The organism is Streptomyces sp. NPDC087844, from assembly GCF_044742785.1.
Classification (GTDB): Bacteria; Actinomycetota; Actinomycetes; order Streptomycetales; family Streptomycetaceae; genus Streptomyces.
This window is the reverse complement of sequence record NZ_JBIUVD010000005.1, coordinates 302,013-314,135: the sequence shown is the minus strand read 5'-3', so window position 1 is coordinate 314,135 and position 12,123 is coordinate 302,013. Positions and strand designations below refer to the sequence as shown.

Below are 12,123 nucleotides of genomic sequence, written 5' to 3'. Positions count from 1 at the left end.
GCCGAGTGGTCAGCCCCGTACCGGCGCCCCCGTGCGCGCCGCGACCTCACGGGCGGTCACGCCAGGTGCCCTTTCCACGACGGTCAGTCCGTCCGCGGTGATGTCGAAGACACCCAGGTCGGTGATGACGCGATGGACGCAGGCGCGGCCGGTGAGCGGCAGCGTGCACGTGTCGACGAGCTTCGGAGCCCCGTCCTTGGCGGTGTGCTCCATCAGCACGATCACGCGGCGGGCACCGTGGACCAGGTCCATGGCACCCCCCATCCCCTTGATCATCTTTCCCGGGATGCTCCAGTTGGCCAGGTCGCCCCCGGCGGACACCTGCATGGCACCCAGGACGGCGGTGTCGATGTGGCCACCCCTGATCATGCCGAAGGACAGCGCGGAGTCGAAGAAGGAGGCCCCGGGCAGGACGGTCACCGTCTCCTTGCCCGCATTGATCAGGTCCGGGTCCACCTCCCGCTCGCCGGGGTACGGGCCGGTGCCGAGGATGCCGTTCTCCGAGTGCAGGGTCACCCGCACGTGCGGGGACAGGTGGTCCGGGATCGTCGTGGGCAGCCCTATGCCCAGATTGACGTACGAGCCGTCGGTCAGCTCCCTGGCGGCACGGGCCGCCATCTGCTCACGGGTCCAGGCCATCAGCCGCGCACCGTCCTCTTCTCGATCCTTTTGGCGATGGCCTGCGCAGAGGTCAGGGGCACGACCCGTTGGACGAACACGCCGGGCAGGTGCACCTCGTCGGGAGCGATGTCTCCCGGCTCGACGAGTTCCTCCACCTCCGCGACGGTGACGCGGCCGGCCATCGCGGCCAGCGGGTTGAAGTTGGCGGCGGCCCTGCGGAAGACCAGGTTGCCGTGGGCGTCCCCCCGCCAGGCGCGTACGAGGGCGAAGTCGGTGGCGATGCCGTGTTCGAGGACGTGCGACCGGCCGGCGAACGTCCGGGTCTCCTTCACCGGCGAGGCGACGGCCACCGAACCGTCGGCCGCGTACCGCCACGGCAGTCCGCCGTCGGCGACCTGCGTGCCGACGCCGGCCGGGGTGTAGAACGCCGGGATACCGGCGCCCCCGGCGCGCAGCCGCTCCGCGAGTGTGCCCTGGGGGACCAGCTCGACCTCCAGCTCGCCGGAGAGGTACTGCCGGGCGAACTCCTTGTTCTCGCCCACGTACGAGCCGGTCACCCGGCTGATCCGGCCGGCGGCGAGCAGGATGCCGAGGCCCGCGCCGTCCACACCGCAGTTGTTGGACACGACGGACAGCCCGGTGCTGCCGCGGGCGTGCAGCGCGTCGATCACGACGTTCGGCACGCCGCTCAGTCCGAACCCGCCGACGGCCAGCGACGATCCGTCGGCGATGTCATGGACCGCCTCGGCGGCGGTCAAACGCACCTTGTTCACGGGCGGGACTCCTTCACGGGTACGCGGAACAGGCGCAGTTGGAGGGCGAGCGTGGCGTAGTAGCCGACCAGCGTGGAGAGTTCGAAGAGAGCGACCTCGCCCAGGGCGGCGCCGCCAGCCGCGTACCAGTCGTCGTCGAGCGGGTCCGAGGGGGTGGCCAGGGCACGGGTGGCCGACCACGCGGCGCGTTCGAACGGGTCGGTGAAGCCCGGATCCGCTCCTTCGCGCAGAGCGCGCACCTCCGCCTCGGTGAGCCCGGCGGCCCTGGCCAGCGGTTCGTGGGCGTACCGCTCGAAGTCGCTGTCCCAGACGGCGGCCACGACGAGGACGGCGCTCTCGCGCACCCGGGACGACAGGTCCGTCCGATAGCGGATCGCCGCGCCCAGCGCCTGTAGGTCGCGGCCCAGCCGTGGGCTGAACAGCATCGCGTTGAAGGGGCCGTTGAGGCGTCCCTCGGGGTCCGTGAGAGCGAACAACTGAGGACCGTCGGAGCGTGGGCCGCCGGTGATCTCCTCGTACAGGAGCCGTTGGGCGGGGGAGAGGTCGTCGGGGTGCAGGAGGGGCAGCCGGTGGCCGGGGCCCGGCGGGGTCGAGGGCATCCTCACCGCTCCGTACGGGCCGGGGGCTCCGCCACCTCGGGCGCCTCGGCCACCTCGCGCGCGAGGGCCGCCAGGTCCGCGTCGGTGAGCAGCCGGGCTTCCCGCGTCATGAGGTCGCGGGCTCTGCGCAGGATCTCGTCGACCTGGGCGACCGTGGTGTCGACACCCAGCGCGGTCAGCTTGTCGGCGAGTGTGTACGGGCCGCTGTCCGCGGTGAAGGGGACCCTGCGCGCGTTGCCGACGAGAGCCGGCTCCAGGCAGTTGTGCAGCAGGGGATCGACCGCGGTCTCCTGGGTGATGAGGTCCATCCCGCCCCAGGAGAAGGCACTCGTGCCGGTCACCGGGTGGTTCCACGCCAGGTGATAGCCCGTCAACTCCTCGCCCGCGCGCGCCAGTTCGGTGAGACGCTCGGTCCTGATCCCGGTGCGCACCCCGTACAGGGCCTCGAAGGCCAGCGCGGTGGCGGCCAGGTCGGCGTTGCCGGGGCCGCCGCAGTAGCCGTTGACCGACAGTTCGACGACATCGGCGCCCGCCCGGACGGCGGCGACGGCGCAGGCGACGGCCAGGCCGAACGTGTTGTGCGGATGCAGGCCGACCTCGACTCCGGGGGCGAGTTCCCTGGTGCGGGTGACCAGATGGGCGTACGCCTCGGGGCTCATGGCGCCGGGGCCGTCGAAGAGCGTGAGCTCGGTGGCGCCCGCGCCCGTCAGCGCGGTGACGGATTCGTCCAGGATCTCGTCGGTGAGGTAGGAGACCATCAGCATCGGGACGACGGCGTCGAGTCCGCGCGAGCGGGCGTGCCGGATGAGGGGCAGGGCAAGGGCGAGCACGTCGGCGCGCCCACGGGGCGTCGCGGGGGTGCGCCAGTCCTCGCCCCGCCAGGCCTGCCGGTAGACGGCCGGGTTGTAGATGAGTGACGCCTCGCCGAGGCCCTGGACCCAGATCTGTACGGCGTCGTAGCCCGCGTCGGCGGCGCGGTCGATGTCCACGGTGGTGCGCAGCAGGGGCAGCACCGCCCGGCAGTCGGGGTTCTCGCCCTTGATGACCTCGACCTCCGCCCGCAACGTTCTGTCGTCGCGCCCGGCGAGACCGGCCGTGACCACCTCGCGGACCCCGGCACCGGCGAGTCGGCGCAGATACGCCTCCTTCGCCCCGGTGGAGGCGACGACGCCGGGCAGGGTCTCCACCGATCGCAGCGTGGCGTCCCGCAGCCGTACCGACCCGGGCATCGGTCCGCGTACGTCGGGGCGGCGGGTGAGCGGGCTCACCGACCAGCGGCCGGGTTCGTACGCGCCCGGTGAGCGCTTGTCGGCCAGTTCCGCGCGGAAGCGGGTGATCTCCTCATCGGTGAAGACGGCCGGCTTGTCCATGGATCCCTCCGGAAACGGAAACGTACGGGAACTGGTCCGACGACGTGCGGGAACAGCTCTGGCTGAGCGCCATTCAAGCATCGCTCACGCTGGCCTGTCGACACTAAGGCTTCGATCATTGGTGCCGGTCTGCATGTTTGCCCATCCGTGTTTACTTTCTGTCGACACTAGGTGAAACTGCCGACAGTCGGCCGCTCCGGCCGCGTCACGCTCGGGACGGCGTTCCACCTGATGCCAGGACCGGGCTCGAACCAAGGGAGACATCCGTGACCCAGGACGTGCCCTCCGCACGGCCCGGCCGTCTGGCCGGACGGGTTGCCGTCATCAGCGGCGCCGGCAGTGTCGGCCCCGGCTGGGGCAACGGCCGTGCCACCGCGGTGATCTTCGCCCGAGAGGGCGCCACCGTGTATCTCACCGACCGGGACAAGGACGCCCTCGACATCACCGCGGACCGCGTTCGCGCGGAGGGCGGCACCGCGCACACCCACCTGCTCGACGTGACCGAACCGGACGCCGTCGAGGCCTACTTCCAGGACGCCGAACGGCAGGCGGGACGCATCGACGTCCTGGTCAACAACGTCGGAGGCTCCCGCGCCGGCGGAGCGGCCGAACTGTCCCTCGCGGACTGGGACAGCCAACTGCGCACCAACCTCACCAGCGCCTTTCTGGCCTGCAAACACGCCGTCCCGATCATGCGGCGCGGGGGCGGTGGCTCGATCGTCAACACCGCCTCGGCGTCCGGACTGCGCTGGACCGGCGCGGCACAGGTGGGGTACGCGGCTGCCAAGGCCGCCGTCATCCAGCTCTCCCGCGTGACGGCCGTCCAGTACGCGCCCGACCGCATCCGTGTGAACACCGTCGTCCCCGGACAACTGCACACCCCGATGGTCGAGGCGCGCCTGGCCCGGCAGCGGGCCGACGGCGACGTGGACAGACTGCTCGCCCAGCGGCAGGCCCGTATCCCGCTGGGGTTCATGGGGGACGGCCGGGACACGGCGTACGCGGCGCTCTTCCTCGCGTCCGACGAGGCCCGCTTCGTCACCGGCACCGAGATCGTCGTCGACGGCGGAATGACGGCGCGCTGTGACTGAGCCCGCCCTCCACGCGACGCACCCGGCACCCTCGCCGGGCTGCCCGCCCCCGCACCCGGCTCCCCGCAGGCCCATCCTGGCGCTGCCGCCGGGCAGTTGCGACGCGCACTGCCACATCCTCGGCCCGGCCGCGGTCTTCCCCTACGCGCCCGAGCGCACCTTCACCCCCGTCGACGCCCCCAAGGAACAGGTCGCGGCCCTCCACGCCCACCTGGGCCTGTCCCGCGCGGTCGTCGTCCAGTCGTCCTGCAACGGCCATGACCACCGCACGCTCCTGGACGCCCTCACAGCGGGCCGTGGCACGCTGCGCGGAGTCGCCCTCATCGGCGAACGGACCACTCGGGTGGAGATCGAGGAACTCCACCGTGCCGGAGTCCGCGCGTTCCGGCTCAACTTCCTGCCGCACCTGCGCATCGCGCCCACCCGCGAGGAGATCGACTCCGTGCTGGAACGCGTCGACGGGCTCGGCTGGGCCTGCGAACTGCACCTCACCGGGGACGAGGTCGCCGACCACGAAGCCCTCATCCGTTCCCTGCCCGGCCGGGTGGTGATCGACCACCTCGCGCGGGTCGACCTCGGCGACGGGCCGGACAGTCCCGCCCTGCGCAGCCTGCGCCGTCTCCTCGACTCCGGTGGCGTCTGGCTGAAGGTGAGCGGGGCGGACCGGGTCTCCCGGCAGGGGCCGCCCTACGCGGACGCCGTGGCCCTGGCCGCGTCCTTCGTGCGACAGGCGCCCGACCGGGTCGTGTGGGGCACCGACTACCCGCACGTCAATATCCGCGGTGCCGCTCCCGACGACGGTCTGCTGGTGGACCTGCTCGCCGACATCGCCCCCGACCCCGTCCTTCTGCACCGGCTCATGGTCGACAACCCGGCCGAACTCTTCGACTTCCCGACCGATCCCGGCGATCCGCCCGACCCGCACGTGGAGCAGACATGAGCGACTTCGACGGCATCCTCCTCACCCGGGGTGCCCCCGGTTACGAGGAGGCGCGGCTCGCCGCCGTCTGGAACCTGCGCAAGCCCGACCGCCGTCCCGACGCCATCCTGGTGGCCGCCGGCGACCGTGACGTCCAGGAGGGGGTGCGCTGGGCCGCGGCTCGCGGACTGCGCGTCTCCGTCCGCTCCGGAGGCCACAGCTGGATCGGCAACGGGGTACGGGACGGTGGTCTGCTGATCGACCTCTCCGCCCTGGACGAGGTCGTCGTCGACGCCCGCCGACGCCGGGCCACCGTCCGCCCCGCCGTCCAGGGCAGCCGTTTCAACGCGCTGCTCGCCGCCGAGGGACTGGTCTTCCCCAGTGGCCACTGCCCCTCCGTGGGCGTGGGCGGATTCCTGATAGGCGGCGGCTACGGCTGGAACTCCCGGGCGCTGGGACCGGCCTGCTTCAGCGTGGAGGCGGTCGACGCCGTCCTCGCCGACGGCAGCCTGGTCCACGCCACCGACGAGACCCACCCGGACCTCATGTGGGCCGTACGCGGCTCGGGGCCGGGCTTCTTCGCGGTCGTGACGCGTTTTCACCTGCGGGTGTATCCGGCGTACGAGCAGATCCTGCGCAGCGCGTACGTGTTCCCGTACGAGCTGCGGGACGAGGTGCTGGCCTGGACCTACGAGGCCGTGCCGGGGATCTCCGACTCCCTGGAGATGTCGGCCAAGGTCGCCCGCACGCCAGGTGTACCGCGACCCACCACGATGATCACGGCAGCCGCCTTCTGCACCCCGGGGGAGGGCCCGGAGATGCTGCGACCCCTGGAGAAGGCACCCTTCCTGCGCCACGCGTTGCGCAAGGCCGAGCGGGTGCCGTCGACCCTGGACGACCTGTACGCCCTCTCCGACGGCCTGACTCCTCGGGGCAGGCGCTACGCGGTCGACGGAGTGTGGACGGACGCGCCGGTCCATGACGTGCTCGACGCCGGCCGCGAGGTGCTGGAGGGACTGCCCGGCCCGGACAGCTTTCTGCTCTGGATGCTCTGGGGCGGGCAGGCGACCCGGGAGAACGCCTGCTGGTCCACTCAGGCCCGGCTGTACTTCTCGCCGAACGCCGTGTGGCACGACCCCGCCGACGACCTGCGCCACGAGACCTGGGCGCACGACGTGCTGCGGGCCATGGCCCCGGTCGCGCACGGCACCCAGTTCGCCGACGCCAATCCGGCCGACCGTCCCGACCACGGGTTGGAACCGCGGCAGAGCGTGCGACTGGAGGAACTGCGCCGCCGGTACGACCCCCATGGGGTGTTCCGCTCGTATCTGTCGCCGCACGAGTCCACCACGGCCCTGGCCGCGCACCGGCGCCACGGCGCGCGTGACGACGGCGTCCACGCGTAACAGCCGCTGTTGAACACACGCTGTTGAACACTCCCTAGTGTCGACAGAAAGCCGAAAATACCGTCGCACGGCCTCTTGACCTCCGTTTTGTGTCGACAGTACGGTTCGGAATGTCTGCACCACCCAAGGAGCCACACTTGCCAAGGACGTCTGATCCCCATCCTGCCTCGTCCCCGCGTGGAGCTGTCGGCGGAGATCTCACCGGAGCTCTCCTGCGCCGTGGCGACGCCGGCTATGAGAAGACCCGTCTCGACGCCGTGTGGAACGCGCGCAAGCCGGACCGGTTCCCCGAAGTCATCGTCGTCGCCGAGGACGAGCGGGACGTCGTCCTGGCCGTACGGCTGGCCCGGGCCGAAGGACTGCGCGTCTCCGTCCGCTCCGGCGGGCACAGCTGGGTCGGCAACGGCGTACGGGAGGGCGGACTGCTGATCGACCTGTCCCGCCTGCAGGAGATCAGCCTCGACCCGCACGGCCGCACCGCCGCCGTCCAGCCGTCGGCCAAGGGGCCGGCGATCCAGCGGGCCCTCGCCCCGCACGGGCTGTTCTTCCCGACCGGTCACGCACCCACCGTCGGCATCGGAGGCTTCATCCTCGGCGGTGGCTACGGCTGGAACTCCCGCCACCTGGGGCCGGCCTGTCTGAGCATCCGCGCGATCGACGTGGTCCTCGCCGACGGCACGCTGGTGCACGCCACCGACGAGACGCACCCCGACCTGCTGTGGGCGGCACGGGGCAGCGGGCCAGGCTTCTTCGGTGTCGTCACCCGCTTCCACCTAGACGTCCACGAACGGCCGACCGAGATCAGGCGGACGGTGCACAGCTACCCCCTGGCCCTGCGCGACGAGGTGCTCGCCTGGTCCTACGACCTCCTGGAGCGCCTGCCCAGCACCGTGGAGTTCTCCGCCAAGGTCGGCTTCACCCCGGGCCTCGGCACCCCGGCGATCTCCCTGACCGCCACCGCCTTCTGCACCCCGGGCCACGGCCCCGAGGCCCTGGCCCCGCTGGAGGAAGCACCCTTCCGGGACCAGGCCCTGCGTGCCGTGGTCGGCGAGCCGACCACCATCGACGAGCTGTACGACATCGCCGACCGCCTCAACCCGGAGGGCCTGCGCTGGGCCGTGGACGGTGTATGGGTGCAGGGCACGGCCGAGGAGATCGTCGGCGCGGCCCGGCCGGTGCTGGACACCGTCCCCGACGGGACCAGCTTCGTGCTGTGGATGCTGTGGGGTCACTACCCGCCGCGCCCCGAAGCCTGCTGGTCGGCCCAGGCCAAGGCCTATCTCTCGCCCAACGCCGGCTGGTACGACCCGGCCGAGGACCTCACGCACGAGAGCTGGGTGCACGGCTCGCTGTCCGCCGTGCATCACCTGTCCCAAGGCCTGCAGTTCTCCGACAACAACCTCGCCGACCGCTTCGACCTCGGCCTCAGCGCCGAGAACGCCGAACGGCTGGAGAGGATCCGTGCCGTCCACGATCCCGACGGGCTCTTCCGCACCTATATGACCCCGGCCGAGTCGACCACCGCCTACGCGGCCGCCGGCCGCGCGTAGCACCGTACGCGTCGCACCTACGCGTCACCCGGAGAGCCGCATTCGCCCGTGGGGCCGCATCCACGGGCCGCCGCAACTGTGCAAAGGAGCACACCCTCATGCCGAAGAGCACGCGAAGCATCAGAAACCCGTTCGGTCGTCTCGCCGTCGGTGTGGTGACGCTCGTCGTCGCCGCCCCGCTCGCCGCCTGCGGATCGGGCGACGCCACGTCGGCCGGCAGCGACGGGTCGGCGAAGATCACCGTGCTGCGCTCCAACGGCGCGCTGTTCGAGCCGCTGTACATCGCCGAGCAGCAGGGCTACTTCGAGGACGCGGGCCTCGACGTCACCATCAAGGCGGGCGCCCAGGACACCTCGCAGAACGCCCCGTCCGTCCTCAACGGCGAAGCCCAGTTCGCGATGACCGACAGCTCCGGCTTCCTCAAGGGCGCCGCGAAGAACATGCCCATCCGCATCGCCACCGGGCTGGTGTCCGCCACCACGAAGACCGATCCCACCGACGGTCTCCTGGTCAAGAAGAGCAGTTCCATCAAGGGGTTCGCGGACCTGGAGGGCAGGACCGTGGGGCTGTCCGCCCTCGGCGGCACGATCCAGTTCATCGTCGAGTACCTGGTCGAGAAGGACGGCGGCGACCCCACCAAGGTCAAGTTCGTCTCCCTGCCGACCACCTCACTCACCGACGCGGCCACCACCGGCAAGACGGATGCCGTCTACTCCTTCGGGGCCTTCTTCGCGGCGGGCGAGCAAGCAGGTCTGCGCTCCATCGGCAACGGGATGAACGACCTCCCCGGCATCGCCCAGGGCGTACTCTTCGCCACCCAGAAGTACCTGTCCTCGAACTCCGCCACGGCGAAGAAGTTCACCGACGCCGTCGCCAAGGCGATCACCTACGCCAACGCGCACCCCGACGCCGTCAAGGCGATCGACAAGAAGTACACCCAGCTGCCCGCGGACTACATCGAGAAGTCGCAGATCGCCTACTACGACAAGAACATCGACACCACCGTGATGCGTACCGTCATCACGAAGATGCACGGCTACGACCTGCTCAGCAGCGCCCCGAAGGACGACGCCATCTACTGGGACAAGGCTCCGACGGTCACCGCCGGCAGCTGAGAGCGGCAGAGGTACACCATGGCCATCTCCACGACGGACCGGCGCCCGGTGGCCCCGGACCGAAAGCGCCCCGCCCGGCGCACACGGCACACCCGGGCAGGGAACCCGGGGCGCCGCGTGCTCCTGATGCTCCAACTCTCCGCCGTCCTCGCCGTCCTGCTGATCTGGGCGGCGCTCGCGGCGGCCCGGCTGGCGAGCGCGACCGCGCTGCCCGGACCGACGGCGGTGTTCGGGCAGTTCCCGGAGCTGTTCGGCGACCCCGTCTACTGGCAGGCGGTGGGGGACACCCTGAACGGAGCAGTGACCGGCTTCGTCGCCGCCGCCGTGCTCGGCGTACCGCTGGGCCTGGTCACGGGCACCTACGCGGCGGCCGAGCAGTCGTCCCGGCTGCTCGTCGACGTCCTGCGGTCCTTCCCGGTCATCGCCCTGCTGCCGGTGTTCCTGCTGGTACTGGGGTCCACACCGACGACGAAGACCACCGTCGTCCTCCTCGCCTGCTTCTTCCCCGTCTTCCTCCAGGCCCAGTACGGCGCCCGGTCGGTGACCCCGATGATCGCGGAGACCATGGACAGCTACCGCGTCCCCCGGCACCTGCGCTTTCGCAAGGTGATCCTGCCCAGCGCCACGCCCTCGGTCATGACCGGGCTGCGACTGGCGGCGACGACCTCCGTACTGGTGGCCATCGGCGTCGAGGTGCTCACCACACTCCCGGGAATCGGCCACGAGGTCGTGCAGGCGCAGCAGGGCGGGGCCGCGGCCCGGGCGTACGCCTACATCATCACCGCGGGCGCGATCGGCTACTCGATCAACCTGCTGTCCCAGTCCGCCGAACGACGCCTGCTGCGCTGGCGTCCACCGGCCCACACCGACTGACGAGGGGAGACACCATGTCCACGCGTTCCCCGGGCGCCCTCTGGCAGTCCCTGCTCAAGCAGCTGTGGCTGCCGGCCCTGTGCGTAGCCGTCCTCCTGCTCGCCACCGCGGGCAGCACCAGCTTCTACTTCCCGCCGGCCACCGATGTGCTCGCCACCCTGTGGCGGGAACTCCTGCACGGCGGACTCGTCGACGACCTGCTGTTCTCCCTGCGCAACATCGCACTCGGTCTTGCCCTCGCCACGGTCGTCGGAGTCGGAGCGGGCCTCGTCATCGGCGAGATCGACCTGCTGCGGCAGGCGACCGGCCCGCTGCTGGACTTCGCCCGCGCCACCCCGACGGTGGCGTTCGTCCCCGTCATCATCCTGACCCTGGGCATCGGCTCCGGCCCGAAGATCTTCCTCATCGCCCTGGGTTCGCTGTGGCCGATCCTGCTCAACACCATCAGCGGCGTGCACGGCATCAACCCGGCCGTGCACGAGACCGCCCGCGGCTACCGCATCCCCTGGAGACTGAGGTTGTCGAAAGTGGTGCTCCCCGGAGCCCTGCCGCAGATCTTCGCCGGTATCCGCGTGGCCCTCTCGATCGCGGTGGTCCTCATGGTCGTCAGCGAGATCTACGGATCGCCCGTGGGCCTGGGCAACTTCATCCTGCAGAGCGGCTCCAGCTTCGCCGTCCCGGAGACCTGGGCCGGCACCGTGCTGATCGGCATCCTCGGCTACGGCCTGAGCGTGCTCCTCCTGGCGGCCGAGTACATGCTGCTCGGCTGGTACCACCAGCGTCCGCCGCGCGCCCGGCGGGCCATGTCCCGAAGCGAGGCCAAGACATGACGCAGCGACACGTGAAGACGGGCAGGGGCGGATCCAGCCTGGTCGTGGAGGACGTCGGCAAGACGTACGGCCACGGCGCGGACGAGCACCGGGTGATCGAGGGACTCTCGCTACGGGTCGACCCCGGCGAATTCGTCTGCGTCGTCGGCCCGTCCGGTGCGGGCAAGACCACCCTGCTGCGCTGTCTGTCCGGTCTGATCCGCCCCACCACGGGCACGATCCGCTACGGCGACGAACTCCTCACCCGCCCGCACGCCGACATCGCGGTCGTCTTCCAGGACTACCGCGGTTCCCTGCTGCCCTGGATGCGGGTACGGGACAACGTGGCCTTCCCCCTGGAGGGGATGGGAGTCAAGCGCGCCGAACGCAACCGGCGGGCCGAGGAATGCCTGAACGCCGTCGGCCTGGCGGACGTCGGCGACAAGTACCCCTGGCAGCTCTCGGGCGGTATGCAGCAGCGGGTGGCCATCGCCCGCGGACTCGCCTACGAGGCGCCCGTACTGCTGATGGACGAGCCCTTCGGGTCGGTCGACGCCCAGTCCCGTTTCGACCTGGAGGACCTGACACTCTCGCTCCGCGCCTCCCTCGGCATCACCGTCGTCCTCGTCACCCACGACATCGACGAGGCCGTCTACCTCGGCGACCGCGTGGTCGTCATCGGCGGCCGTCCCACCACGGTCGTCGACAACCTGAAGGTCGACCTGGGCGCCGACCGCGACCAGATCACCACCCGCGCCGACCACCGCTTCACCGACCTGCGGACCCGGGTCCTGACCATGATCCGCGAGGCACAGGGCCAGGGACGGGCACCGGCCGCGCCGACCTCGGCACGGACCGAACCGACGCAGGGGGAGCCGCCCCCCGATGGGCCGACGTCCGAGGAGCCGGCGCACGACCGGCCGTCCGGCGACACCACGGGGCGCAGCCGGGACGACGGCCCGGCCCGGGAGAAGACCGTACGGGCGGTGAGCTGACC

12 protein-coding genes are annotated in these 12,123 nt (G+C 71.1%); 8 read left to right on the top strand and 4 right to left on the bottom strand.

Features of this window, described 5'->3' with window-relative positions; translation table 11 throughout:
* Positions 1-9 precede the first annotated feature (9 nt).
* From ACIOKD_RS13345 to ACIOKD_RS13330, 4 genes are read right to left on the bottom strand one after another with little or no spacing between them, the layout of a single operon-like run.
* Positions 10-639: a CoA transferase subunit B gene (locus ACIOKD_RS13345; RefSeq protein ID WP_402082324.1), complete on the bottom strand. Its 630-nt coding sequence runs from the start codon at positions 637-639 to the stop codon at positions 10-12.
* Positions 639-1,394, bottom strand: a complete 756-nt coding sequence (locus tag ACIOKD_RS13340; RefSeq protein WP_402082322.1) for a CoA transferase subunit A — start codon at positions 1,392-1,394, stop codon at positions 639-641. Before ACIOKD_RS13340 ends, ACIOKD_RS13345 begins: the two co-directional genes overlap by 1 nt.
* On the bottom strand, positions 1,391-1,993 hold the full coding sequence (locus ACIOKD_RS13335; protein ID WP_402082319.1) for a carboxymuconolactone decarboxylase family protein: 603 nt from the start codon (positions 1,991-1,993) through the stop codon (positions 1,391-1,393). The genes ACIOKD_RS13340 and ACIOKD_RS13335 overlap by 4 nt, the downstream gene beginning before the upstream one ends.
* Positions 1,994-1,995: 2 nt before the next feature.
* Positions 1,996-3,363, bottom strand: a complete 1,368-nt coding sequence (locus tag ACIOKD_RS13330) for a hypothetical protein (RefSeq protein WP_402082317.1) — start codon at positions 3,361-3,363, stop codon at positions 1,996-1,998.
* Between the two features lie 266 nt (positions 3,364-3,629).
* Between ACIOKD_RS13330 and ACIOKD_RS13325 the strand changes: the two genes are divergently transcribed.
* From ACIOKD_RS13325 to ACIOKD_RS13290, 8 genes are all read left to right on the top strand, one after another.
* Positions 3,630-4,454: an SDR family NAD(P)-dependent oxidoreductase gene (locus ACIOKD_RS13325; RefSeq protein ID WP_402082314.1), complete on the top strand. Its 825-nt coding sequence runs from the start codon at positions 3,630-3,632 to the stop codon at positions 4,452-4,454.
* Positions 4,447-5,394 (top strand): amidohydrolase family protein, encoded by a 948-nt coding sequence (locus tag ACIOKD_RS13320; RefSeq protein ID WP_402082311.1) that lies wholly within the window; start codon positions 4,447-4,449, stop codon positions 5,392-5,394. Before ACIOKD_RS13325 ends, ACIOKD_RS13320 begins: the two co-directional genes overlap by 8 nt.
* Positions 5,391-6,779: an FAD-binding oxidoreductase gene (locus ACIOKD_RS13315; RefSeq protein WP_402082308.1), complete on the top strand. Its 1,389-nt coding sequence runs from the start codon at positions 5,391-5,393 to the stop codon at positions 6,777-6,779. The genes ACIOKD_RS13320 and ACIOKD_RS13315 overlap by 4 nt, the downstream gene beginning before the upstream one ends.
* A 137-nt stretch (positions 6,780-6,916) precedes the next feature.
* Positions 6,917-8,329 carry an FAD-binding oxidoreductase gene (locus ACIOKD_RS13310; RefSeq protein WP_402082306.1) on the top strand — a complete coding sequence of 471 codons (1,413 nt, stop codon included), beginning with the start codon at positions 6,917-6,919 and terminating at the stop codon, positions 8,327-8,329.
* 98 nt (positions 8,330-8,427) lie between these two features.
* Complete coding sequence (locus tag ACIOKD_RS13305) at positions 8,428-9,444, top strand: ABC transporter substrate-binding protein (protein WP_402082304.1); 1,017 nt, start codon at positions 8,428-8,430, stop codon at positions 9,442-9,444.
* Positions 9,445-9,462: 18 nt separating this feature from the next.
* On the top strand, positions 9,463-10,317 hold the full coding sequence (locus ACIOKD_RS13300; RefSeq protein WP_402082302.1) for an ABC transporter permease: 855 nt from the start codon (positions 9,463-9,465) through the stop codon (positions 10,315-10,317).
* A 14-nt stretch (positions 10,318-10,331) separates the two neighbouring features.
* Positions 10,332-11,147 (top strand): ABC transporter permease, encoded by an 816-nt coding sequence (locus ACIOKD_RS13295; protein WP_402082299.1) that lies wholly within the window; start codon positions 10,332-10,334, stop codon positions 11,145-11,147.
* Positions 11,144-12,121 (top strand): ABC transporter ATP-binding protein, encoded by a 978-nt coding sequence (locus ACIOKD_RS13290; protein ID WP_402082296.1) that lies wholly within the window; start codon positions 11,144-11,146, stop codon positions 12,119-12,121. Before ACIOKD_RS13295 ends, ACIOKD_RS13290 begins: the two co-directional genes overlap by 4 nt.
* The last annotated feature ends 2 nt before the right edge of the window (positions 12,122-12,123 follow it).

Coding starts and splice junctions, on each gene's coding strand:
- ACIOKD_RS13345 (WP_402082324.1), bottom strand. CDS start 639: ATGGCCTGGACCCGTGAGCAGATGGCGGCCCGTGCCGCCAGGGAGCTG.
- ACIOKD_RS13335 (WP_402082319.1), bottom strand. CDS start 1,993: ATGCCCTCGACCCCGCCGGGCCCCGGCCACCGGCTGCCCCTCCTGCAC.
- ACIOKD_RS13330 (WP_402082317.1), bottom strand. CDS start 3,363: ATGGACAAGCCGGCCGTCTTCACCGATGAGGAGATCACCCGCTTCCGC.
- ACIOKD_RS13315 (WP_402082308.1), top strand. CDS start 5,391: ATGAGCGACTTCGACGGCATCCTCCTCACCCGGGGTGCCCCCGGTTAC.
- ACIOKD_RS13305 (WP_402082304.1), top strand. CDS start 8,428: ATGCCGAAGAGCACGCGAAGCATCAGAAACCCGTTCGGTCGTCTCGCC.
- ACIOKD_RS13300 (WP_402082302.1), top strand. CDS start 9,463: ATGGCCATCTCCACGACGGACCGGCGCCCGGTGGCCCCGGACCGAAAG.
- ACIOKD_RS13295 (WP_402082299.1), top strand. CDS start 10,332: ATGTCCACGCGTTCCCCGGGCGCCCTCTGGCAGTCCCTGCTCAAGCAG.
- ACIOKD_RS13290 (WP_402082296.1), top strand. CDS start 11,144: ATGACGCAGCGACACGTGAAGACGGGCAGGGGCGGATCCAGCCTGGTC.